The sequence below is a fragment of the Paraburkholderia sp. RL17-380-BIE-A genome (assembly GCF_046028085.1).
GTDB lineage: Bacteria > Pseudomonadota > Gammaproteobacteria > Burkholderiales > Burkholderiaceae > Paraburkholderia.
Genome location: NZ_JARESQ010000014.1, coordinates 160,563 through 184,713, shown reverse-complemented (window position 1 = coordinate 184,713; position 24,151 = coordinate 160,563). Strand labels below are relative to the sequence as shown.

Genomic DNA, 24,151 nt, shown 5'->3' with positions numbered 1-24,151 from the left:
GAGACGACCATGTCCGATACGAATACCGTAGCGAATGCCGTGGGCAGCGCGAGCGCTCGCGAGGACGACGTGATCCTCGCGCTCGAAAACGTCAACAAATACTTCGGCAAGGTGATCGCGCTGAGCGGCGTGACCTTGCGTCTGCGACGCGGCGAAGTGCATTGCCTGCTCGGCGACAACGGCGCGGGCAAGTCGACACTGATCAAGACGCTCGCCGGCGTGCATCAGCCCTCTTCCGGCCAGTATCTGGTGGATGGCAAACCGGTGTTGTTCGAGTCGCCGAAAGACGCGCTCGACCTGGGCATCGCCACCGTCTATCAGGATCTGGCGCTGGTGCCGCTACTCTCCGTCGCACGCAACTTCTTCATGGGACGCGAGCCGCAAAAGAAACTGTTCGGCTTCCTGAGCGTGATGGACCTGGAAACGAGCGCCACCACCGCGCGCGACAAACTCGCGGAAATGGGCATCAACGTGCGCGACCCGCATCAGCCGATCGGCACCATGTCCGGCGGAGAGAAACAGTGTCTGGCCATCGCGCGGGCGATTCACTTCGGCGCACGCGTGCTGATTCTCGACGAACCGACTGCCGCGCTCGGCGTGAAGCAGAGCTTCAATGTGCTGAAGCTGATCCACAAGGCGCGCGCGAAAGGCATCTCCGTGATCTTCATCACGCACAACGTGCATCACGCGTATCCGATCGGCGATTCGTTCACGGTGCTCAATCGCGGCAAATCGCTCGGCACGTTCACCAAGGAAACCATCAGCAAGGACGAAGTGCTCGACATGATGGCCGGCGGCGCCGAGATGCAGAAGATGATCGGCGAACTCGAAGGCGCGACGATCTGATTCATTCGCGCGAGGAACCGGCGCCGCTGCGCCGGCCACCGCGCTCAGCTATTCAGGAAACTTCATGGATCATTCCAGCACATCCAGCGCAAACACGTCCGCCCCGGCGACGGCGGCCAGCCGCTTCGCGCCGGGCCGCAGCCGCGACATCGTCTGCCTCGGGCGCCTCGCCGTCGATCTGTACGCGCAGCAGGTCGGCGCGCGGCTCGAAGACGTGTCGAGCTTCGCGAAGTATCTCGGCGGATCGTCGGCGAATATCGCGTTCGGTTGCGCGCGCCTCGGTCTCGCGTCAGCGATGCTGGCACGCGTCGGCAACGATCATATGGGCCGCTTTCTCACGGAGACGCTTACCAAAGAGGGCTGCGACGTCAGCCACGTGCGTATCGACCAGGAGCGCCTGACCGCCCTCGTGCTGCTCGGCCTGAAAGACCGCGACACGTTCCCGCTGATTTTCTACCGCGAGAACTGCGCGGATATGGCAGTGGATGAAGCGGATTTCGACGAGGCTTTCATCGCGTCGTCGAAAGCGCTGCTGATTACCGGCACGCACTTTTCCACCGAGCAGGTGAACCGCACGAGCCGCCGCGCGCTGGATTACGCGCGCCGCAACCAGGTGCGCACCGTGCTCGATATCGACTACCGTCCGGTCTTGTGGGGTCTCACCGGCAAAGCCGACGGTGAAACGCGTTTCGTCGCGAGCGAAGGCGTCACCGCGCATTTGCAGCGCATTCTGCCGCTGTTCGATCTGGTGATCGGCACCGAGGAAGAATTCCGTATTGCCGGCGGCAAGACCGAACTGGTCGACGCACTCGCGATGGTGCGCGCCGTCACGCCGGCCACGCTGGTGCTCAAGCGCGGACCGCTGGGCTGTCAGATTATCGACGGCGCGGTGCCGGCCTCGCTCGACGACGTGCCGATTCAAGGCGGCGTGGAAGTCGAAGTGCTGAACGTGCTCGGCGCCGGCGACGCGTTCGCTTCGGGCTTTCTCTCCGGCTGGTTGCGCGATCAACCGCTCGAAGCGTGCGCACGCGCCGCGAACGCGAGCGGCGCGCTGGTCGTGTCACGTCACGGCTGCGCACCGGCCATGCCGACGCCCGCCGAACTCGACTACTTCCTGCGCGAAGCCAAAGCCGATCCGCAGCGCATGCGCCGCCCGGATCGCGACGCGCGCCTCGCACGACTGCATCGCGTCTCGCCGGCCCGCAAACAATGGGACGAAGTGCTCGGCTTCGCCTTCGACCACCGCAACCAGTTCTTCGAACTCGCGCAGCAAACCGGCGCCGACGACGCGCGCATTGCGCAACTGAAAGGCCTGTTCGTGGAAGCCGTCGCGCAAACCGAGCGCGCGCTGGGTTTGCAAAACCGCATCGGCGTGCTGATCGACGACCGCTACGGCCAGGACGCGCTGAACGCGGCCACCGGCCGCGGCTGGTGGATCGGCCGCCCGGTGGAACTGCCGGGCTCGGTGCCGCTCGTGTTCGATCATGGCCGTTCGATCGGCACCACGCTGATCCCTTGGCCGCAGGAACATATCGTCAAATGCCTCGTGCAGTTTCATCCCGACGAACCCATCGAGCAGCGCCTCGAACAGGAAGCCCAATTGCGCGCGCTCTACGACGCGACGCAAGCAAGCGGCCATGAACTGCTGCTCGAAGTGATCCCGCCGAAGCACGCGCATTTGCCGCAAGCGCCGGACACCGTGTATCGCGCATTGAAGCGCCTGTATAACATCGGCATCTATCCCGAGTGGTGGAAGCTCGAACCGATGGACGCCGCGCAATGGCGCAACGTCGACGCGCTGATCGCCGAGCGTGATCCGTATTGCCGGGGCGTGGTGCTGCTCGGTTTGTCGGCGGCCGTCGAACAGTTGAACGAGGGTTTTCGCGCGGCGGCGCAATCGGCGACATGCCGCGGCTTCACGGTCGGGCGCACGATCTTCCACGAACCGAGCCATGCGTGGCTCGCCGGAGAAATCGGCGACGACGAATTGATCGCGCGCGTGCGCCGCACCTTCGAAACGTTGATCGCTTCGTGGCGCGCAGCACGTGGCGCGAGCGCCACGCAACCGGGCGCGACCCACCACGTCCATCAGGAGCAGGCCGCATGAATCAGCGCGTAATGCATCACGACGCGGCGTCCGCCAACGACGCCAGCCTTGCTCGCACGGGCTCGGGCGGCACAGTGCGCCTGACGGCCGCGCAGGCGCTGGTCCGCTATCTCGCCGCGCAACGCGTCGCGACCGAGGACGGCCACGGCACCGATCCGCTGTTCGGCGGCGTGTTCGCCATCTTCGGCCACGGCAACGTGGCGGGGATCGGCGAAGCGCTGTATCAGCACCGCGACGAATTACCGACTCTGCGCGCCCATAACGAACAGGCGATGGCACACAGCGCGATCGCCTATGCGAAGGCGCATTTCCGCCGCCGCATGATGGCCGTCACGACGTCGATCGGACCGGGCGCCACCAACCTCGTGACCGCGGCGGCGCTGGCCCACGTGAACCGTTTGCCGGTGCTGCTGTTGCCCGGCGACATCTTCGTCTCGCGCGCACCCGATCCTGTCTTGCAGCAGCTCGAAGACTTCCACGACGGCGGCGTCTCCGCCAACGACGCGCTCAAGCCGGTGTCGCGCTACTTCGACCGCATCGTGCATCCGGCGCAATTGCTCAATGCGCTGCCGCGCGCCGTGCGCGTACTGACGGACGCCGCCTTGTGCGGACCGGTCACGCTCGCGTTGCCGCAAGACGTGCAGGCGCAGGCATGGGATTTCCCCGTCGACTTCTTCAAGCCGCACATCGTCACGTTTCATTCGCCCGCGCCGCGCATCGACGAAATCGAGGCCGCCTTCGCGCGTCTGCGGCAGGCCAGGCGGCCGTTGATCGTCGCGGGCGGCGGTGTGCTCTACGGCCGCGCCTCCGATGCACTGCATCGTTTCGCCACCGCGCACGGCGTTCCGGTCGCGGAAACGCAGGCCGGCAAAGGGTCGCTTGCCTGGAACGATCCGTTGAACGCGGGCGCGCTGGGCGTGACGGGCTCGCCCGCCGCGAACGCGCTCGCACACGACGCCGATTGCGTGCTGGCGATCGGCACGCGCTTGCAGGACTTCACGACCGGCTCGAACACCCTGTTCACGCAAGCCGATGTGATTGCCATCAACGTCAATGCTTTCGACGGCCTCAAGCATCGCGCGCTGGTGGTCGAAGCCGACGCGCGGCTTGCGCTCGATGCGCTCGCCGAACCCCTGCAAGGCTGGCACGCCGATCGCACCTGGACCGCGCGCGCACACAAACTCGCGGCGGGCTGGCGCGATACGGTGAGCACGCTCACCCATGCGCCGCAACGCGACAGCGTGCTGCCTTACGAGGGCGATGTGATCGGCGCGATACAGCGTTCGAGCGCAAGCTCGCCGGCTAACGATATCGTCGTCTGCGCGGCCGGCACGCTGCCCGCCGAATTGCATAAACTGTGGCGCGCCGGCAAACCGGGCTCGTATCACGTCGAGTACGGCTATTCGTGCATGGGCTACGAGATCGCCGGCGGACTCGGCGTCAAGCTCGCACGGCCCGCGCGTGAAGTGATCGTGATGGTCGGCGACGGCAGCTATCTGATGATGAACAGCGAGATCGCGACCTCCGTGATGATCGGCGCGAAGCTGATCGTCGTGGTGCTCGACAATCGCGGCTATGGTTGCATCAACCGCTTGCAGCAGGCGTGCGGCGGCGCGCCGTTCAACAACCTGCTCGAAGACTGCAAGCAGGGCCCGCTCGGCGCACCCAAGATCGATTTCGCCGGCCATGCGCGCGCCCTGGGCGCGCAGGCCGAACACGCCGCGAACGTCGCCGAACTCGAAGCTGCGTTGCAACGCGCGCGCGTGGCCGATCGCACCTATGTCATCAGCATCGATACCGACGCTGCCCGCACCACGGACGACGGCGGCTGGTGGTGGGAAGTGGCCGTGCCGGAAGTCTCAGCGCGCCCCGCGGTACGCGACGCCCGTGCGAAATACGAAACCCAACTCGCGGCACGCGCCGAACCGTCCAGCTCCGCGCCAAACGCCGGCCCCACCGACAACGAATGAGGACGCCCGCATGACTGCTTTCGACGTACGTATCGGCATCAATCCGCTCTCGTGGATGAACGACGATCTGCCTTCGCTCGGCGGCGAGACGCCGCTCGAGGTGGCGCTGACGGAAGGCCGCCAGATCGGCTATCAAGGCTTCGAACTGGGCAACAAGTTTCCGCGCGAGCCGCAGGCGCTGAAGACGCTGCTCGCGCAATACGATCTCGCGCTAGTCTCCGGCTGGTATTCCGGACGTCTCGCTCGGCAAAGCGTAGCGGAGGAAATCGCCGCCGTCGGCCCGCATCTGGAGTTGCTCGCGCAAAACGGCGCGACGGCGATGGTGTATGGCGAGGTCGCCGATTCGATTCAGGGCGCGCCGCAGCCGCTTTATCAACGGCCGCGTTTTTTCAGCGACGCGCAATGGGCCGCTTATGCGGAGCGTGTCGACGAATTCGCGCGCTATACCCTAAGCCGAGGCGTGCGGCTCGCGTACCATCATCACATGGGCGCTTATGTCGAGACGCCTGCCGATGTCGATCAGTTGATGGCGCGCACCAGTGACGCCGTCGGCCTGCTGTTCGACGCGGGACACATCACGTTTGCCGGAGGCGATCCCCTCGCCGTGCTCGACAAACATATCGCACGGGTTTGCCATGTGCATTGCAAGGACGTGCGCCCCGCCGTGATGAAGCTCGCGCGCAATCGCAACTGGAGTTTTCTGGACGCGGTGATCGCCGGCGCCTTCACGGTGCCTGGCGACGGCGCGGTGAATTTCCCGGCGATCATCGAGCGATTGAAGCGGCACGGTTATCGCGGCTGGCTGGTGGTCGAAGCCGAACAGGACCCGGTCGTGGCGCCGTCGTTCGAGTATGCGCAAAAGGGCTACAAAACGTTGCGCGCGTTGGTCGATGCGCCGCTCGACGCCGCAAACAAGACCGGGCAGGAGGCAGCATGAGTTTGTTGGTGAAGGCGCAGCGCGAAGGCCAAACGATCGCGCGAGTGACACCGGAGTCGGCCTGCTGGCGATATGTGGGGTTTGCCGCTTACCGCCTCGGCACGAACGAAGTGGTGCACGTGCACGAGTCAACGCGCGAAGTGTGCATTGTCGTGCTCACCGGCACAGTGGACATCGAAACCGCGGAGACCACCTGGCGTTCCCTCGGCTCGCGTGACAGCGTGTTCGAGGACGCCGCGCCTTATGCGGTGTATCTGCCGCCGAACGTGCGGGCGACGGTTCGCGCTTGCCGCGATGCCGAGATCGGCGTGGCGAGCGCGCCTGCCGAAGGCAAGTATCCCGCGAGGTTGATCGAGCCCGCTTCGATGAAGCGCTCGACACGCGGCAAAGGCCTGAATACGCGATATGTCTGCGATATTCTTCCGCAGACCGAGCCCGCGGAATCACTGTTGGTGGTCGAAGTCAGAACGCCTGGCGGACACGCTTCGAGCTACCCGCCGCATAAGCACGATACCGACAACGTGCCGCACGAGAGTTCGCTCGAAGAGACTTACTATCACCGGCTCGATCCGCCACAAGGGTTTGCGTTCCAGCGCGTGTACACCGACATGCGCGATATCGACGAGTCGATGGCGGTGGAGGATCACGACGTCGTCATGGTGCCGCGCGGCTATCACCCCGTGGTCGTGCCGTATGGCTATGACTCGTATTATCTGAACGTCATGGCAGGCGGCAAGCGGACCTGGCATTTCCGCAATGACCCGGCGCACGAGTGGATCATCAATAAGGACGCTTGAACTTGCGGCCTGCGCGGCGCATCAAGACGGCATCGCGCAGGCTTCAACCAATTTCAAACGGGCTCCAGTTGAGCCACGCTACTTCCTGACGGCCAGATCGACATCCAGGCCGCCATCCTCGCCCATCCTCACCGTTCCCTTCGACACGTCCTTGCGATAAGCGTACAGATCGAACTTCATGACGCCCGCGTTCGAGCTGTCCTTGATGAACGTGCGCGTATTCGTCACCAGCGAATTGAACATCTTCACGTCGCCGGACTCGATCCAGACGAAGCTCTTGCCCGCGCCCGCAGGCGGCCTTGCCGCCGCGACGTTGCTATCGCGCTTGAACTTCAGCACGAGGCCTTCATCCGTGACCGTCGCGCTCGCGAGACGCCCTTGCAGGACCGGCGGCGGAAACACTGTGTACTGATCGAACACCAGCTCGTTACCCTTGAGCGCCACACCCTTGCGCGTGAACGGCGTGAGTGAAGCGAGCGGAATATCCAGCGCGCGCAGCAAGCCGGCCTGCGGCACGCCCAGCACCTTCACCGAAGTTGGCTCGTACACCAGGTGCCGCTCGTCTTTGGCGACAATCGTGCCGCTCATCGTGGTCGGCAGCCAGACTCCAGGAAAGTGATTCCACAACTTGATGCCACCTGTCACTTCGAGTTTGCCGTCCACGGGTTTCAGCTGCAGGTCGTTGAGCGAACGCGGCTCGTAGTCGAGCAGATAGTCGTTGAAGAGCGCCGCCATGGCGGGCCACGGCTCCACGACCTCGCCGCCGATAATGCGGATATCGTACTGATCGGGATCGTCCAGATCGACCGGTTGTCCCGGCTTTTTCGGCACCATCTGCGCGTCCAGCGAACGCACATGAAAACCGATGCGCCCCGCCACGTAGAAGTCGACGTTCTCGACGTGAATCAGCGGCGCGGGGCCCGGCGAATGGCGCTCATCGCTGAACGCCGAACCCGGCGTCGACATGCGCTGCCCGGAAAACGCCGCGCGTGTGCCGACCGGAATCGCGCGCGCCACCGCGGCGGTTTGCACGGTCTGCGGCACGCGTTGCCACACGAGCCGCGCCTGCGCGAGCGCTGCCTGCTGGGCGCGAATGAAGCTGTCGTTATAACGCGCGCTCGCGCTGCCGGTTTGCGCCGGCGAGTCCTTGTCTTTGTCCGCGCTGGCTAGCGTCGTATACGACGGCAGATGCACGTCCAGCGCACCTGCTTCGTCGAAGGTGAAAAAACCGGCCGCCATCTGCTCGCGATAGTGATACAGATCCAGCACGAACGGTGCTTTGTTGTCGATCGGCGTGAGCGCCATGTCGATGTTCATCGGCATCGAGCGCATGAATTTGACGTCGCCGCCCTGCACCAGCATGCCGCGCGCGGGCATCGTCGCGGGCCAGACGATGTTCGGCACGCTCCGGTCGTCGAGCGTGAAGCGCACGCCCGCGGCGCTCGTCTCGATCTGCGTGATCGTCATGCGCAACGCGGGCGGCGGCGTCAGTTTGGCCACCTGCATCACAACGTCGTCACCGTCGAGACGCGCGATCGGCGTGTCCACTTTCAGCAGGTCGGCCATCTTCACGTGGGCGGCCTGCATCAGCTTGTCGGCGCCCACGCCAGCCACTTCGACATGATCGGCGTGAAACACGAGTTCCTCGGTGTTGCGCATCGACAGTGATCCGCTCAACACGATCGGCACCCATGTCTCGCGATGCATCTCGCCGGTAATGCGCAAGTTGCCGCCGTCCTGCGGAACGACACGCATATTGCGCAGCGGCGAGCCCTGATACTGGAACAGGTAGCGATTGAAGATCGCGGTGAGCTTGTCGCTGTCCAGCGTGACATGGCCGCGGTGGACGTTGATCGTGACGCTGGTCGGATCGTCGAATACGATCGGCTGGCCGGCGCGCGCCGGGCTTAGCGTCGCCGCCATGTCGTGGATCATGAAGCCGATGTCGCCCGTCACGCGGAAGTCCACGTCGCGCGCGAACATCAGCGAACCGTCGATGCCGGAATCGCGCAGCGTCAGCGGGCGGCTGCGCTTTTCGGTCAGGCCGCTCGCCGATGGCACGCGCGCCGCGACGCTTTGTTCCGCGGCTAGCTGTTTGGCTTTGGCCAGTTCGAGTGTGGGACGACGTGTAGAGGCGCCAGGTTGAGTGGCGAGCGCGGGATCCGTGGCGGCGGCGTTGGAATTGGCGTTGCCGTTGGAATTGCCGTTGCCGCTTCCACGGCTGTCATTCGTGCTGACGTTGTTGCTCGCCACATCAACTGCCTTGTTCGCGGGATTTGCCGGTGCGGACGCCGCGTCGCCCATCGTCGAACTGGCATCGGCGCAGGCGGACATCAGCAACGCCGCCGTCAACAGCGCGGCGCCCGCGCTGATCGGCGAGCGCCAGGCGCGCTTCGGGCTTGCCTCGTGCGAAGCCGGCATCGGCGCATGATTCGCCGACACCTTATCCAACGCGCGTCCGTATCTCATGATGTCTCCTCCTGGAGCCGCGACGCGTCTTTCGCGCGCCGGGCACGGCATGGTGAGTCGCGCATACGCAGGCTTTAAACAGCAAGCCGCCGTCGCGCGTCTTTTACCCGATTGTCTTTATTTGTCAGCGCGCTGCCGACAAGATTTCTGGAGGACGCTCACCAAACGATCAAGCGTTTGAATCGCCGTGACGCGTCATCGGAAAGCCGCATGCGCGCGGCCTGAGCGGCGCACCGGCAAATGAGATTCAAACGGCATGTCCGGCGCGATTGCCGCGCCGCGCACGCAATGCGCTCGCCAACCGACGCGCGAGGTATTCAGCAGCACAGCAAAACGATCATCCTTCACCATGCGGCGCTGCAATAAAACACGGCGAGTCAGCGCCCCGATCAACCAACGCCGAGCCATTCCCGCATCACGTCAGTCCTTTGCACGAACGACGCGAGCGCATCGTCGAACACCACTTCGCCATGCCCCATCACCGCGACGCGGCTGGCGATGTTCTGTGCGATCACGAGCCGTTGTTCAATCAGCAGCATCGCCACACCGCGATCGCGCAGCGCCCGCAAACATCCGGCGACCTGCTCCATCACGAGACGCGCGAGACCCTCGCCCGGTTCGTCGATCACGAGCAGATCGGGATCGCCGAGCAGTGCCCGCGCGAGCGTCAGCATCTGCTGCTCGCCGCCCGACAGCGCGCCCGCGCGCGTGCGCTTGCGCTCGTGCAGCACGGGAAAAAGCGCATAGGCGTCGTCGAAAGTGAAGCGCGGCGCACGGCCGCGATCACGTGGCGCAACGCCGAGTTGAAGATTCTCGTGCACGCTTAGCGTCGGAAAGACGTCGCGATGTTCGGGCACGTAACCCAGCCCGAGACGCGCGATTTCGAAGGTGCGCAGACCGCCGAGCGAGCGGCCCGCAAAACGCAGTTCGCCTTCGCTGCGCACGAGGCCCATGATCGCGCGCGCGAGTGTCGAACGGCCCGAGCCGTTGCGGCCGACCAGCGCCAGCACTTCGCCCGCCTCGATGCGCAGCGTCACGCCGTGCAACGCCTGGCTCGCGCCGTGCCACGCATTGAGTCCGCGAATGTCGAGCAAGGCGCTCATGTCCCGAACCCTTCGCCGAGATACGCGGCACGTACCGCCGCATCGGCGCGGATCGCCGCCGGTGTGCCGCTCGCGATAATGCGCCCTTGCACGAGGACAGAAATGCGATCGGCGATCGCGAACACTGCGTCCATGTCGTGCTCGACCATCAGCAGCGTGCGGCCCGCCGTGGTCTCGCGGATCAGTTCGATGGCATGCGCCGCCTCCGCGCGATTCATGCCCGCAGTCGGTTCGTCGAGCAGCAAGGTATGCGCGCCGCCCGCGAGCGCGATGCCGAGATCGAGCGCGCGTTGCTCGGCATAGCTGAGCGTACCCGCCTGAGCGTGGCGGCGCGTATTCAGGCCCACCGCGTCGAGCACCTGTGCCGCGCGCGCGTCGACCGTGCGCGAGCCGCTGAAACGCTGCCACCAGCGCGTGCGGTCGCGCTCCGCCAGCAGCGCCGCGCAGCGCAGGTTGTCGAACACGCTGAGCCGCGTGAACACGCTGGTGTTCTGGAAGCTGCGCGCAAGTCCGCGGCGCGTGATCGCGGCCGGCGCAAGGCGCGTAATCTCGGCGCCGAACAGATCGATGCGCCCGGCGTTCGGCCGCGCGCCGCCGGCGATCAGATTGAAGAGTGTCGACTTACCCGCGCCGTTTGGACCAATCAACGCGTGCCGTTCGCCGGGCTGAACCGCGAGATCGACGCCGCGCAGAATCTGCGTAGCGCCGAAACGTTTTTCGATACCGTAGAGCGCGAGCGCCGGGATCATCGCGCGTCTCCGTCGGTGTGCGTGGCGCTCGAAAGCGTGGCTGCGAGGCGCGCCTGCGCGCGAATCGCGTAATGCGCCGCGACTCCGCCGAGCGCGGCCAGCATGATGAGCGCGGCGCCGAGCGTGAACGGCGACGCGCCCAGCCAGACCAGCGCGCCCATGCCGCCGGCGCCACCGGTGCCGCTAAAGACCCCGCCGTCGTCCGATCCGAATTGCGCGGCGTACGCCCATTGCACCGCGAGCACGACGGCCGCCGTCCACAGCAGCGCGGCCGCCGTGCCCCACAGGTACGCTGCGCGGCATCGCTGCCAGCCGTGCGTGGCTACACGCGCGGCATGCCGCTGCACGAAACCCGCGAGTCCGTCGGGCGAAATCACCACCACCACGATGAAGAAGAGTCCCAGATAGAACAGCCATGCGCGCGTGACGCTTGCCACCGCGACACTGAAAAACGTCAGAACGACCGCGCCCGCGACCGGACCGAAAAACACCGCCGTGCCGCCGATCACCGTGGCGATCAACACTGCGCCCGAGCGCATCATGCCGACGCTTTCCGTCGACACCAGTTCCACGTTGATCAGCGCCAAGGTTCCCGAGATACCCGCGAAAAACGCCGACACCACCACCACGCCGTAACGGATGCGGCGCGGATAACAGCCGATCGCCGCCGCCCGCACCGGGTTGTCGCGCACCGCATTGGCAACGCGCATGAAGGGCGTGCGCGAGAGCGCGAACATCGCCCCGCTCGCGAGCAGACACCACACGACGATCAGCGCATACGCCTCGCGCGCCGGACCGAAGCTCCAGCTTCCCCACGGCGCTCCGCTCGCGCGATCGATCGCCACGCCCGCCTCGCCGCCGAACCAGTCGGGCAGCGTCCATGCGGCGGCCGCCACGAGTTCGCCGAGACCGAGCGTGATCATCGCGAAGGCCGTGCCGGCACGCCGCGTCGAGACGAAACCGAACAACACACCGCACAGCGCGCCGCCGATGCCGCCGACCAACGGCAACAGCACGAGCGGCACGCCGATCCGGTTGAACACCTGCGCGGCGAGCAGTGCGCCAAGGCCGGAATAACCGGCATGACCGAATGACAGCAGTCCCGTCTCGCCGAGCAGCAGATTGTAGGAAAGCGCGAACACGATCATCGTCGCGGTCTGCGCGAGATAGGCAAGCAGCCAGCTTTGCGGCCAGACAAAAGGCGGCACGGCGAGGAACAGGATAAGCGCGAGCCACGGCGCGAGCACGCGCCAGACCGCACGCGGCGCGGTCGCGGACAGCGCGGACGATGCGACTGGGTCACGCACGGTCGTCACGCATGGTCGTCGCGCCGCCCGAAGAGGCCGCGCGGGCGCAGCGCCAGCATCGCGACCAGCAGCAGATACGGAATCAGCGGCGCGAGTTGCGCGAGCGTCAGCGCGTCCCATTGCGCCGGCAGCGATGCGTCGAATAGCGACAGCACGTCGCCCAGCGACACATTGCTCGCCACGGCCAGCGTCTGCACGCAGCCCACCAGCAGCGACGCCGCCAGCGCCCCGCTCAGCGAGCCCAGTCCGCCGATCACGACCACCACGAACACAATCGAGCCAAGCGACTCCGCCATGCCCGGTTCGATCACGAAGAGCGGCGCGCCGATCACGCCGGCCAACGCGGCGAGCGCCGTGCCGGCCGCGAACACGCCGGTGAACACGCGCGGCACGTTGTGGCCGAGCGCTTCGACGGCGCTCGCGTGCGTGACCGCGGCGCGCACGATCAGCCCCGCCTTCGACACGCGCAACACCGCGTAGAGCACGCCCAGCATGGCGAGCGATACCACCATCATGAACGCCCGATAGCGCGCGAACGCCGCGCCGTAGACCGTGAAGAGCGGCCCGTCGAGCACGGCCGGCACCGTCGCGGAAAGCGGGCTCAAGCCCCAGCCGAGCTTGACCAGTTCGCCGAGCAGATACGCGGCGCCGAACGTCAGCAGCAATTCCGCGAGATGTCCATGCACGCGCACGCGCCGCAACAGCCAACGCTCAAGGCCCGCGCCGATCAGCCCGACGACCAGCGGCGCGATCACCAGCGCGCTCCAGAATCCCGCGCGCGCCGCCACCGAAAAGCCGACGTACGCGCCCAGCATGTAGAAGCCCGCGTGCGCGAAATTCAGCACGCCGAGCATGCTGAAAATCAGCGTCAAGCCTGCCGACAGCATGAACAGCAACAGGCCGTAACTGACACCGTTGAGCAGATTGATGACGAACGACTGCACGCGCCTATTCCGCCTGGCCGGCGACGCCCAGCGGTTCAAGCGCCGCGCGCAATTCGGTGGGCAAGCTCACCGGACGCCGTGTGACGCGATTCACATACACATGCACGAAGTGTCCTTGCGCGGCGGGTTGATCTTCGCCCTCCTTGAAAAGCCCCACTTCGTAGCGCACGCTCGACGTACCGAGCCGCACCACCCGCAGGCCCGCTTCGATCCGCTCGGGAAACACCAGCGGCGCGAAGTAATTGCAGTGCGTCTCGACCACCAGCCCGATCGTCGCGCCATGCTCGAAATCGAGCACGCCGGTGCGGATCAGATACTCGTTCACCACCGTGTCGAAGTAGCTGTAGTAGACGACGTTGTTGACATGGCCATAGACGTCGTTGTCCATCCAGCGCGTGGTGATCGGCAGGAAATGCCGGTAGGCGATGCGCGCGGCGGGTACGGGTTTGTTCATGCTGGCGTGAGTATCTTTAGCGTTGTCGTGCGCGGTGCACGGCGATTGTTTTTTTCAGAGCGATTCGCTCAGCATGCGGCGGTAGTCGTCGGCCGTCGCTTCGCGTGGATTCGTGCGGTGACAGTGGTCGGCGAGCGCGCCCTGAATCACCTTGTCGAACATGCTTTCGTCGACGCCCATTTGCCTGAGGCCGGTCGGTAAACCGAGCCGCGCGGTCATGTCGAACAGCGCCTGTGCAAGATCGGCATTCTCCGGCAAATTCATCACGCGGCGCATTCTTGCATAGCGGCGCTCGGCCACCACGCTGTCCGCCGTCTCGTTGAAACGCAGCACGGCGGGCAGCACAACCGCGTTCAGCGTGCCGTGATGCAGCGACGTGCGCCCGTTCACCGTCAGGCCGCCCAGCGGATGCGACAACGAGTGCACGCAGCCCAGCCCTTTCTGGAAAGCCATGGCGCCTTGCATCGAAGCGCTCATCATGTTCAGGCGCGCGTCGCGATCGCTGCCGTCCGCCGTCGCGCGTTCAATGTTGGCCCACGCGCGCTCCAAGCCGTCCAGCGCAATGCCGTCCGCGGGAGGATTGAAGGCCGGCGCGAGAAAAGTTTCGATGCAGTGCGCAACCGCGTCCATGCCGGTGGCCGCCGTCAACCCCGGCGGCAGGCCGAGCGTGAGCGCCGGATCGCACAACGCCGACTTGGGCAACAGATGCCACGAATGAAAGCCGAGCTTGCGGCCATCGTTCAGGATCACGATTGCACCGCGCGCGACTTCGCTGCCCGTGCCCGCCGTGGTGGGAACCGCGATCAGCGGCGCGACCGCGGCCGTGATCTTCGGGCTGCCGCCTTCAATGGTCGCGTATTGCGTCAGCGCGCCTGGATGCGTGGCGGCGATCGCTACGCCCTTGGCCAGATCGATGGACGATCCTCCGCCCACCGCGATCAGGCCGTCGCAGCCTTCGTCACGGTACGCCTGAGCGGCCGCAAGCACCATCGCCTCGGTCGGGTTCGACGGCGTGTCGTCGAAGACCGGGACGTCGCCGAACTTCAGCGCGTCGAGCGCGCGCTGCGCGAGACCCGCTGCGACCACGCCCTTGTCGGTGATGATCAGCGGCCGCTTGATGCCGACGCGTCCGCATTCCGACGGCAACTGCGACAGCGCGTCGTAGCCGAGATGGATATGGGTCAGATAGAAAATATAGGCCATGCCGTGCTCCTCCCTGAGCGCGAGCTCGTTTACCTGCTGCCCTGGTCTGTTACTGCCCGGGCCTTTCGACAAACTCGAACGGCAAGCCGCGCCGCCGCATCCACTCGCCGAGCGCCTGGCCGGTGCCCGCGCGCCACGGCCGCAACCTGGCCGGCTCGACCAGCCGGTATTCGAGCAATTCCGGCGAGAGCGCAACCGTGCCGTATGCCTTCACGTGGTACGCGATGATCAGCTCGTTCTTGCGGATGAATTCATACACGCCGATCAGCTCGACCGTCTCCGCGTGCAACGAAGTTTCCTCGAGGACTTCCCGGGCAATCCCCTCTTCCGGCGTCTCGCCGTTTTCGAGGAAGCCCGTAATCAGCGCGAATACGCCTTCCTGCCACGCGGCATTGCGCGCCAGCAGAATCTTGCCTTCGTATTCGACGATCGCCGCCACCACGGGCAGCGGGTTGTTCCAATGGACGTAGCCGCACTCGGCATCGGGACAGGTCTGGCGGATGCGCCCGCCTTCATGCGCTTCATCGGCGCGCTCGATCAGCGGCGTGGAACAGCGTGGGCAAAATCGGTATTCGGTCATGGCGTGAGAGAGACGTCCCGTTTGTTTTGTGTGATTGTGTCTGACTTCTGGGGAATGGCGTTCGGGTCACGCCGCGCACAACTCCCGCACCTCGGCGGCGAACCGTTCGACCGTTTCCGGCTGCGTATCCCACGCGCACATCAGCCGGCAACCGCCCGCGCCGATGAATTCGTAGAACTTCCAGCCGCGCGCGCGCATGGCCTTGGCGGCTTGCGTGGGCAACTGCGCAAAGACCGCGTTCGATTCTCTGGGAAACATGATGCTCACGCCCGGAATTTCCTGCAACCGCGTTTGCAGCAGTTGCGCCATCGCATTCGCGTGACGCGCGTTGCGCAACCAGACGTCGTTATCGAGCAGACCCAGCCACGGCGCGGAAATAAAGCGCATCTTAGAAGCCAGTTGGCCCGCCTGTTTCAGGCGGTAGGCGAAATCGTCGGCGAGCGCGCGGTCGAAGAACACCACCGCTTCACCGACCGGCAAGCCGTTCTTGGTGCCGCCGAAACACAGCACGTCCACGCCCGCGCGCCACGTGATCTCCGACGGATGCACGTCCAGCGCGGCGACCGCGTTGGCGAAACGCGCGCCGTCCATATGCACTTTCAGATGACGCCGCTTGGCGATCGCCGCGATCGCCCGCACTTCCTCGACGCTGTAGACCGTGCCGACTTCCGTCGATTGAGTCAGCGTGACGACTTTCGGTTTCGGGTAGTGGATGTCGGCACGGCGTGTGACCACCGCTTCGATCGCGTCCGGCGTGAGTTTGCCGCCGACGCCCGGCGCCGTCAGCAGTTTCGAGCCGCCCGAGAAGAACTCCGGTCCGCCGCATTCGTCGGTTTCGATATGCGCGAGTTCGTGGCAGATCACCGAGTGATACGACTGGCATAGCGACGCGAGCGCCAGCGAATTGGCGGCCGTGCCGTTGAATACGAAGAACACTTCACAGTCGGTCTGGAACAGCTCGCGCAGACGGTCGCATACCTGGTTGGTCCAGGAGTCGTCGCCGTAGGCCGGCTCGTGGCCGCTGTTGTTGGCGGCGATCAGCGCTTCGAGCGCTTCGGGGCAGATGCCGGCGTAGTTGTCGGACGCGAAATGTTGCATGGCTGGCGGCGCGCCCGGCGACAGGCGCGCTGAGATGACGGGAAAGCGGTCATTTTAGTGCGCCCTTCGGTTATTTGTTTTCCGGTTGCGGGCCGGCGGGGGCGGTCGCGTCGATACGCGCTCAGTTGCAGCCGCAATCGGGCATGCGGCCACGGCCACGAGTCATGCGCGCGACGACGATCAGCCCGGCCGCGCCCACCAGCAACGCGGTCGCCGCCAGCCACAGCGCCGGCGAAAACGACCCGCTCCGTGCGGCAATCGGCGCCGCGACCAGCGGGCCGACGATCTGACCGACACCATAGGCCGCCGTCGCATAACCCATCAGCGCGGCAGCGTCGTCGCCACGCAGACGCCTCGCCTCGCGCATCGCGAACAGGGTGATGGCGGTAAACGGCAAGCCGATCAGGATGCTGCCGAATGAGAAGCCGCCTGCTGTCGGCCAGACGATACCGAGCGCGATGCCGCACGCCTGCAGCACGTAACAGCCGGCCAGCAGCGTGCGATTGTCCCAATGCACCGGCAAACGCGCGGCCAGCAGTGCGCCGACGATCAGCGCCGCGCCGAACATCGGCCAGAACAGGTCCGGCCAGGACGAGCCGGGCAACGCGTGACGCGCGATCACCGGCAGGAAAGTCGCGGTGATGATGTAGCCGAAGCCGGGGATGCCGTAGAGGAGGATGAGCCAGAAGGCGTCGGCGGGGCGGGTGGTGGTGGGGAGGGCGTGGCTTCTTGGGGCGGGGGCCGGAGTGGCGGGAGTCTCGGCAGGCGCGGCATTGCTGTCCACCTGGCGAGCACCCCGCTCATTCCCGCGAGCGGTGAAAACCGGCCAAACCACAATCGCCAGAACTGCGGCGACAAGCCCAAAACCGAGCCACCCCGTCGAGGGCCCGTACCCATCCGCCACGGTGACCAGCAGACCCGTTCCGACGATACCCACACCCGGCCCCGTATAGATCACCCCGCCCCACTCCGGCGCACCGAGTTCGGCGAGCCGCCGCAAGCCCCACTGCGACGCGAAAACGAACGTCATCGCACTGACCGCGCCGGCGACGAAGCGTACCGCCGCCCATACCCAGAACTGGCTCGTCACGCCCATCGCCAGCGTCAGCAGCACCGTCGCCGCAAGCCCCGCGCGCACCATGCGCGCCGGCTCGATCCGCAGCGCGGCGCAACTGACCGCGCCGACGAAATAGCCCGCGTAATTGAACGACGCAAGCCACCCACCATGCTGAATGTCGATCTGCGGCTGGCCAAATGCGCCGCCGTGCAGCATCAGAGGCAAGAGCGGCGTGAACGCAAATCGGCCGATGCCGAGCGCAACGGCCAGTGTGACCATGCAGGCAAGCGCGGCGCGGCGGGCGGCGTGGTGCCCGGCTAGGCTGCCGCGCGCAATGGAGGCGAATTCGTTCATGAGCGGGCGGTGATAGATGCCGTTAGCAGGATCGGAATGGTTGAATTCATGATAGCTTGACCTTTCGATCACGAAAAATGAATAATTCGGATATCACCAATCGCCAGGAGAGAATCATGGATCTGGCCGCCCTGACCATTTTTCGCGCCGTCGTGCGGGAAAACGGCGTGACGCGCGCCGCTGCCAAGCTCAACCGCGTGCAATCGAACGTCACCACGCGCATCAAGCAGCTTGAAGAGCAACTGGGCACCGACCTGTTCATCCGCGACGGCCGCCGTCTCGTGCTGACGCCGGCCGGCGAGACGCTGCTGCCATATGCTGAACGGCTGCTCGCGCTCGCCGACGAGGCGCGTCACGCGGTGCGCGAGGATCGTCCGAGCGGGCGCCTGCGTTTGGGCACGATGGAAAGCGTCGCGGCAACGCGTCTTCCCGCGTTGCTCGCGCATTACCACCAGCGGTGGCCCGCAGTTGCACTGGAACTGGAAACCGGCACGACCGGCAAGCTGATCGAGCGGGTGCGCGAATTCGAAGTGGATGCGGCGTTGGTGGCAACGCCGTTGGACCCCGCCGCGCTCGGCGAATTATTCGAGTCGGTGCCTGTGTTCAGGGAGGAGCTGGTGATGCTGACGCCCCGCGGGCATCGGCCGATCCACGACGTTCGGGACATTGCGCTGTCAACGCTGATCGCGTTCGAGCGCGGTTGCGCTTACCGGGCCTACATCGAGAAGTGGTATCTGGAACACGGCGTGAGGCCCGCGCGCGTGCTGGAGTTGGGCTCCTACCACGCGATCGTGGCTTGCGTGGCCGCCGGCGCGGGAGTGGCGGTCGCGCCACGATCGGTGCTGGATTTGCAGGCTGACGCCAGCAATATCGCGGTGCATGAGCTACCGGATATCGGCGAGATCGAGACATTGCTCGTGTGGCGGCGCGGGCATTTTTCGTCCGCACTGAACGCGCTCAAGCAGGCAATGGTGACTCGGGAAAGTGCTGCGAATTTGCCTGAGCCAGCAACTGCGGCGGAAGGTGCTTCCTGATCTTGCCGCTGTGGCTGTGGCTGTGGCTGTGGCTGTGGCTGAGGTTGCGGTTGCGGTTGCGGTTGCGGTTGCGGTTGCGGTTGCGGTTGCGGTTGCGGTTGCGGTTGCGGTTGCGATTATGCCTGCGCGGCGCGGCATGAGATCAATTGTGCGAAGGTGAACTACGAGGGAATCCTCGCGAGGCGGGGCGCCACGCCGATGAACAAACTGGCGTGACAGACCGAAAAAACTCAGGCCACACGGCACGCCCAAACTGCGGCGCGCGGTGTGGCCCAATCATGCTCGAATCAGAGCTGGCCTTCGACCCAGCCCTTGACGCCGGCCAGTGCCGCCGGCAGATTCGCTGGCTCGGTGCCGCCCGCCTGCGCCATATCCGGACGGCCACCGCCCTTGCCGCCGACTTGCTGCGCGACGAAGTTCACCAGTTCGCCTGCCTTGACCTTCTTGCTGGCGTCCGCCGTGACACCGGCGATCAGGCTCACCTTGCCGCCTTCGACCGATGCCAGCACGATCGCCGCGCTCTTCAGCTTGTCCTTCAGCTTGTCGACGGTTTCGCGCAGCGTCTTCACGTCCGCGCCTTCGAGCGTAGCCGCCAGCACGTGCACGCCGCCGACTTCGATCGCCTGACCGGCCAGTTCGTCGCCCTGGCTCGACGCCATTTTCGACTTCAGCGCGCTCAGTTCCTTTTCCAGCGACTTCACCTGGTCCTGCACCTGGACGATACGTTGCGTCAATTCCGACGGTTGCGCCTTCAGCACGGCAGCGGCCGCATTGATGCGCGCGTCGAGATCCTGCACGAAGCGCACGGCGTTGTCGCCCGTAATCGCTTCCACGCGACGGATGCCCGCCGCCACGCCGCCTTCCATCACGATCTTGAAGAGGCCGATGTCGCCGGTGCGATGCACGTGCGTACCGCCGCACAATTCACGCGAAAAACCCAGGTCGAGCACGCGCACTTCGTCGCCGTACTTTTCGCCGAACAATGCCATAGCGCCGCCCTTCACGGCTTCGTCGAACGGCATGACCTGCACGATGCCCGGCGCGTTCGCCAGCACTTCGGCATTGACGATTTCCTCAACGCGGCGGATCTGCTCGTCTGTCATCGGCGCGTTGTGCGCGAAGTCGAAACGGGTCTTGTCCGCGTCGACGAGCGAGCCCTTCTGTTGCACGTGCGTGCCGAGCACTTCGCGCAACGCCTTGTGCATCAAGTGCGTGGCCGAGTGGTTGCGAGCCGTGCGGGCGCGGCGCACCGCGTCGATTTCCGCCTTGACGACGTCGCCCACCTTCAGCGTGCCCTGCTCCAGCGTGCCGTGATGACCGACCACGTCGGCTTGCACCTTCAGCGTATCGCTCACCGCGAAGCGCACGCTCGCGTTGGCCAGCACGCCCTGGTCGCCGACCTGGCCGCCCGATTCCGCGTAGAACGGCGTGTGATCCAGCACGACCACCGCCTGCTGGCCGTGGCTCACTTCCTGCACGGATGCGCCATCCGCATACAACGCGATTACCTTCGCGTCGTCGAAGACGATTTCTTCGTAGCCGTGGAACGTGGTCTTCGCGCCCGAGTATTCGAGGCCTTGCGCCATCTTGAACTTGCCGGCCGCGCGAGCCTGTTCGCGCTGACGCGCCATGGCTTCGTCGAACGCGGCTTCGTCGACCGTGACTTCGCGCTCGCGGCACACGTCTGCCGTCAGATCCAGCGGGAAGCCATAGGTGTCGTGCAGCTTGAATGCGAGTTCGCCGTCGAGCGTCTTGCCGCCCTTGGCTTCGAGGTCGGCCAACGCGCTCTCGAGAATCGACATGCCGTGTTCGATGGTTTCAAAGAAGCGCTCTTCTTCCTGACGCAGCACGTCGGTCACGCGTTGCTCGGCTTCCTTCAGTTCCGGATACGCACTGCCCATTTGCGCGACGAGGTCCGCCACCATGCGGTGGAAGAACGAGCCCTTCTTGCCCAGCTTGTAGCCGTGACGGATCGCGCGGCGCACGATCCGGCGCAGCACGTAGCCGCGGCCTTCGTTGCCCGGAATCACACCGTCGACGATCAGGAACGAGCACGCGCGAATGTGATCGGCAATCACCTTCAGCGAGTTGTTGGTCAGGTCGCTCACGCCGGTTTCGCGGCCCGCAGCCTTGATGAGCGCCTGGAACAGGTCGATCTCATAGTTGCTGTGCACGTGCTGCAGAACGGCGGCGATACGCTCCAGGCCCATGCCGGTGTCGACGCACTGCTTGGGCAGCGGGGTCATGTTGCCTTGCGCGTCGCGATTGAACTGCATGAACACGAGATTCCAGATCTCGATGTAGCGGTCGCCGTCTTCTTCAGGAGACCCCGGGGGGCCGCCCCACACGTCCGGGCCGTGATCGTAGAAAATTTCCGAGCACGGGCCGCACGGGCCGGTGTCGGCCATCTGCCAGAAGTTGTCCGACGCGTAGCGCGCACCCTTGTTGTCGCCGATACGGATGATGCGCTCGACCGGCACGCCCACTTCTTTCGCCCAGATGTCGTGCGCTTCGTCGTCTTCGTGATAGACGGTGACCCACAGCTTGTCTTTCGGCAGCTGGTACACGCCCGTCAGCAGCTCCCACGCGTAGTGGATCGCGTCGCGCTTGAAGTAGTCGCCGAACGAGAAGTTGCCCAGCATTTCGAAGAACGTATGGTGACGCGCGGTGTAGCCGACGTTTTCCAGATCGTTGTGCTTGCCGCCGGCGCGCACGCTGCGCTGCGCGGTCGTGGCGCGGGAATACGGACGCGACTCCGCGCCGAGGAACACATCTTTGAACTGCACCATTCCCGAATTGGTGAAGAGCAGTGTCGGATCGTTGCCGGGCACAAGGCTCGACGAGCGAACGATCGTATGGCCCTTCGATTCGAAGAACTTGAGGAATTTCTCGCGGATTTCGGCGGCTTTCATAGCGTGCGGGGGACGGGTTTGCCAGTTCCCTGGCTGTTACCGGCGGCATCGTGGGATGCGCCAACTGTTTGTTTCTTAAACGACTGATTATACGGGATCGGCGCCCGTGCGCGGCAGCGCGCCCTGCAGGGTTGGCCGTTCGGCCAGGTTTGAGCGGGCAGCGTGGGACATTATGGGGCGCGCCGTTAGTCTTATGACGTTCGGCTGACTCCGCCCGCGTGCCGGAATCGCTTAAGATTGCCTCCATTCGCGGCGCCTTGCGCGCCGCCTCGCGATTCGCAACTACGTGCATGAAACCAGGGCGCGCTGCGCGCTGGCCGACACAGGAGACATCTACGAATATGGGCGCTCTCAGTCATATCCGCGTGCTGGATCTCACACGCGTACTCGCCGGACCCTGGTGCGCGCAGACTCTTGCCGATTTCGGCGCCGACGTGATCAAGATCGAACGCCCCGAAGTCGGCGACGACACCCGCCATTGGGGGCCGCCGTACCTCAAGACACCTGACGGCGAAGACACCCGCGAAGCCGCGTATTACCTCGCGGCGAACCGCAACAAGCGCTCGGTCACCGTCGACATCGCGTCGCCCGAAGGCCAGCGGATCATCCGCGAGCTGGCCGCGCAGAGCGACGTGGTGCTTGAGAACTACAAGGTCGGCCAGTTGAAGAAATACGGTCTGGACTACGCATCGCTCAAGGAAGTGAAGCCCGACCTCATCTATTGCTCGGTGACAGGCTTCGGGCAGACCGGGCCGTATGCGCAGCGCGCCGGCTACGACTTTATCGTGCAAGGCATTGGCGGCTTCATGAGCATTACCGGCGAACGCGACGGCCAGCCGGGCGGCGGCCCGCAGAAGGCCGGCGTCGCGATCGCCGACCTCATGACCGGCATGTACTCGACCATTGCCGTGCTCACCGCCCTCACCCACCGCGACCGGACGGGCGAAGGCCAGTACATCGACATGGCGCTGCTCGACGTGCAGGTGGCAATGCTCGCCAATATGAATTCGAACTACCTGGCAAGCGGCCAGCCGCCGGTGCGCTGGGGCAATGCGCATCCCAACATCGTGCCGTACCAGACGTTCCAGACGAGCGACGGCTGGATCATCGTTGCGGTCGGCAACGACGGGCAGTTCCGCAAGTTCGTCGAAGTGGGCGGCCGTCCGGAACTGGCCGACGACGAGCGATTCGCGACCAACCCGGCGCGGGTGCGCAATCGCGACATCCTCGTGCCGATTCTCGCGGAGATGGTCCGGCTCCAAGGCAAGCAGCAATGGATCAGCGCGCTCGAAGCCGCAGGCGTGCCGTGTGGGCCGATCAACGATCTCGGCGAAGTCTTCGAGAACGAACAGGTGGTGGCGCGCGGGATGCAGGTGGATCTGCCGCATCCGTCGGGCGGCACGGTCAAGCTGGTGCGCAATCCGATCAATATGACCGGCACGCCGCCCCAAGCGCTTGCGCATCCGCCTATGCTCGGGGAACACACGGAGAGCATTTTGCGTGACGTGCTCGGCTATGACGAAGCGAGGATCGCGGCGTTGCGGGGGCAGTCGGTAATTTGAATCCGCCGGGGTCGCGGTGGTCGCGCGTTGATCGCGGTGGCACGTTGGTCGCGTTCAGCGCGGGCGTTACTCACCGACGGTCGACGCACCGAACGACTCCAGCCACTCGCGCCCTTCGTCCCAATCACCAAGGCCGCTGTCCGCGTTGATATGGCCGCGCGCACCGATGTCGATCCAACGGCTACCCCAAGCGTTCGCGCAAGTCTGTGAAAACGGCACGCCGCCGTAAGGATCGTCGCGGCTCGCCACGACAATGGACGGAAACGGCAGGCGCGTGAGCGGCACGGGTGCGAATCCGCTCGCGTCCTGCGGGAAATGCGCTTCGGCGGGATCGGGCGGAGCGACCAGCAATGCGCCCGCCACCTTCGCAAGCTGCGCGGCGCCCGCGTACTGCGAGGCCCAGAAGGCGACCGTCAGGCAACCGAGGCTATGCGCGGCGAACACCACCGGCGCGTCAGCGGCGGCTACGGCGGCATCGAGCGTGCGGCACCAGGCGTCGCGTTCGGGGTGATCCCAGTCGGTCATTCGCACCCGTACGAATGACGGATCCAGCGCTTCCCAACGCGTCTGCCAGTGGCCAGCGCCGGAGCCTTGGTAGCCGGGCAGCACGAGTGTGCTCAGTTGTTTTTGTCCGCTCATCGCGTTCCCCGTTGGTCGTTACCTGCAGT

At 65.3% G+C, this 24,151-nt stretch carries 19 protein-coding genes; 7 read left to right on the top strand and 12 right to left on the bottom strand.

What is annotated here, in order from left to right:
- Window positions 1-9: 9 nt before the first annotated feature.
- The 5 genes from P0D68_RS23975 to iolB all read left to right on the top strand — a co-directional run bounded on the left by P0D68_RS23975 (window position 10) and on the right by iolB (window position 6,657).
- Window positions 10-846 carry an ATP-binding cassette domain-containing protein gene (locus tag P0D68_RS23975; protein ID WP_408186641.1) on the top strand — a complete coding sequence of 279 codons (837 nt, stop codon included), beginning with the start codon at window positions 10-12 and terminating at the stop codon, window positions 844-846.
- 64 nt (window positions 847-910) lie between these two features.
- The gene (locus tag P0D68_RS23970; protein WP_091792649.1) at window positions 911-2,953 is read left to right on the top strand and encodes a bifunctional 5-dehydro-2-deoxygluconokinase/5-dehydro-2-deoxyphosphogluconate aldolase; all 2,043 of its coding nucleotides are present in this window, start codon (window positions 911-913) and stop codon (window positions 2,951-2,953) included.
- On the top strand, window positions 2,950-4,923 hold the full coding sequence (gene iolD, locus P0D68_RS23965; RefSeq protein WP_408300384.1) for a 3D-(3,5/4)-trihydroxycyclohexane-1,2-dione acylhydrolase (decyclizing): 1,974 nt from the start codon (window positions 2,950-2,952) through the stop codon (window positions 4,921-4,923). The genes P0D68_RS23970 and iolD overlap by 4 nt, the downstream gene beginning before the upstream one ends.
- A 10-nt stretch (window positions 4,924-4,933) precedes the next feature.
- On the top strand, window positions 4,934-5,860 hold the full coding sequence (iolE, locus tag P0D68_RS23960) for a myo-inosose-2 dehydratase (protein WP_408186638.1): 927 nt from the start codon (window positions 4,934-4,936) through the stop codon (window positions 5,858-5,860).
- On the top strand, window positions 5,857-6,657 hold the full coding sequence (gene iolB, locus P0D68_RS23955) for a 5-deoxy-glucuronate isomerase (protein WP_408186637.1): 801 nt from the start codon (window positions 5,857-5,859) through the stop codon (window positions 6,655-6,657). Before iolE ends, iolB begins: the two co-directional genes overlap by 4 nt.
- A gap of 78 nt (window positions 6,658-6,735) precedes the next feature.
- Here iolB and P0D68_RS23950 read toward each other — a convergent pair whose 3' ends face one another.
- The 10 genes from P0D68_RS23950 to P0D68_RS23905 all read right to left on the bottom strand — a co-directional run bounded on the left by P0D68_RS23950 (window position 6,736) and on the right by P0D68_RS23905 (window position 17,975).
- A complete protein-coding gene (locus tag P0D68_RS23950; protein ID WP_408300381.1) occupies window positions 6,736-9,126 on the bottom strand; it encodes a hypothetical protein in 2,391 nt (796 codons plus the stop codon).
- Window positions 9,127-9,515: 389 nt separating this feature from the next.
- The gene (locus P0D68_RS23945) at window positions 9,516-10,229 is read right to left on the bottom strand and encodes an ABC transporter ATP-binding protein (RefSeq protein ID WP_408300379.1); all 714 of its coding nucleotides are present in this window, start codon (window positions 10,227-10,229) and stop codon (window positions 9,516-9,518) included.
- Window positions 10,226-10,978, bottom strand: coding sequence for an ABC transporter ATP-binding protein (locus tag P0D68_RS23940; RefSeq protein ID WP_408300377.1), 753 nt, complete (start codon window positions 10,976-10,978; stop codon window positions 10,226-10,228). Before P0D68_RS23940 ends, P0D68_RS23945 begins: the two co-directional genes overlap by 4 nt.
- Entirely contained in the window at window positions 10,975-12,285 is a 1,311-nt protein-coding gene (locus P0D68_RS23935) for a branched-chain amino acid ABC transporter permease (RefSeq protein WP_408300432.1), read from the bottom strand. Before P0D68_RS23935 ends, P0D68_RS23940 begins: the two co-directional genes overlap by 4 nt.
- A 5-nt stretch (window positions 12,286-12,290) precedes the next feature.
- On the bottom strand, window positions 12,291-13,229 hold the full coding sequence (locus P0D68_RS23930; RefSeq protein ID WP_408300375.1) for a branched-chain amino acid ABC transporter permease: 939 nt from the start codon (window positions 13,227-13,229) through the stop codon (window positions 12,291-12,293).
- A gap of 4 nt (window positions 13,230-13,233) precedes the next feature.
- Window positions 13,234-13,683: an acyl-CoA thioesterase gene (locus P0D68_RS23925; RefSeq protein ID WP_408300373.1), complete on the bottom strand. Its 450-nt coding sequence runs from the start codon at window positions 13,681-13,683 to the stop codon at window positions 13,234-13,236.
- A 54-nt stretch (window positions 13,684-13,737) separates the two neighbouring features.
- Window positions 13,738-14,886: a 4-hydroxybutyrate dehydrogenase gene (gbd, locus tag P0D68_RS23920; protein WP_408300371.1), complete on the bottom strand. Its 1,149-nt coding sequence runs from the start codon at window positions 14,884-14,886 to the stop codon at window positions 13,738-13,740.
- A 49-nt stretch (window positions 14,887-14,935) separates the two neighbouring features.
- Window positions 14,936-15,466 carry an NUDIX domain-containing protein gene (locus tag P0D68_RS23915; RefSeq protein WP_408300369.1) on the bottom strand — a complete coding sequence of 177 codons (531 nt, stop codon included), beginning with the start codon at window positions 15,464-15,466 and terminating at the stop codon, window positions 14,936-14,938.
- Between the two features lie 66 nt (window positions 15,467-15,532).
- Window positions 15,533-16,564, bottom strand: coding sequence for a threonine aldolase family protein (locus P0D68_RS23910; protein ID WP_091792638.1), 1,032 nt, complete (start codon window positions 16,562-16,564; stop codon window positions 15,533-15,535).
- A gap of 121 nt (window positions 16,565-16,685) precedes the next feature.
- On the bottom strand, window positions 16,686-17,975 hold the full coding sequence (locus tag P0D68_RS23905) for a YbfB/YjiJ family MFS transporter (protein ID WP_408300366.1): 1,290 nt from the start codon (window positions 17,973-17,975) through the stop codon (window positions 16,686-16,688).
- 116 nt (window positions 17,976-18,091) lie between these two features.
- Here P0D68_RS23905 and P0D68_RS23900 point away from each other — a divergent pair, with 116 nt between their 5' ends.
- A complete protein-coding gene (locus P0D68_RS23900; RefSeq protein ID WP_408186629.1) occupies window positions 18,092-19,009 on the top strand; it encodes a LysR family transcriptional regulator in 918 nt (305 codons plus the stop codon).
- A 287-nt stretch (window positions 19,010-19,296) separates the two neighbouring features.
- Here P0D68_RS23900 and alaS read toward each other — a convergent pair whose 3' ends face one another.
- Window positions 19,297-21,921 (bottom strand): alanine--tRNA ligase, encoded by a 2,625-nt coding sequence (gene alaS / locus P0D68_RS23895; protein WP_408300364.1) that lies wholly within the window; start codon window positions 21,919-21,921, stop codon window positions 19,297-19,299.
- Between the two features lie 341 nt (window positions 21,922-22,262).
- On the opposite strand from alaS, the gene P0D68_RS23890 reads away from it, so the two are divergent.
- Window positions 22,263-23,483, top strand: a complete 1,221-nt coding sequence (locus P0D68_RS23890; protein ID WP_408300362.1) for a CaiB/BaiF CoA transferase family protein — start codon at window positions 22,263-22,265, stop codon at window positions 23,481-23,483.
- Between the two features lie 66 nt (window positions 23,484-23,549).
- On the opposite strand, the gene P0D68_RS23885 is transcribed toward P0D68_RS23890, so the two are convergent.
- Window positions 23,550-24,122: an RBBP9/YdeN family alpha/beta hydrolase gene (locus P0D68_RS23885; protein ID WP_408300360.1), complete on the bottom strand. Its 573-nt coding sequence runs from the start codon at window positions 24,120-24,122 to the stop codon at window positions 23,550-23,552.
- Between the last annotated feature and the right edge of the window lie 29 nt (window positions 24,123-24,151).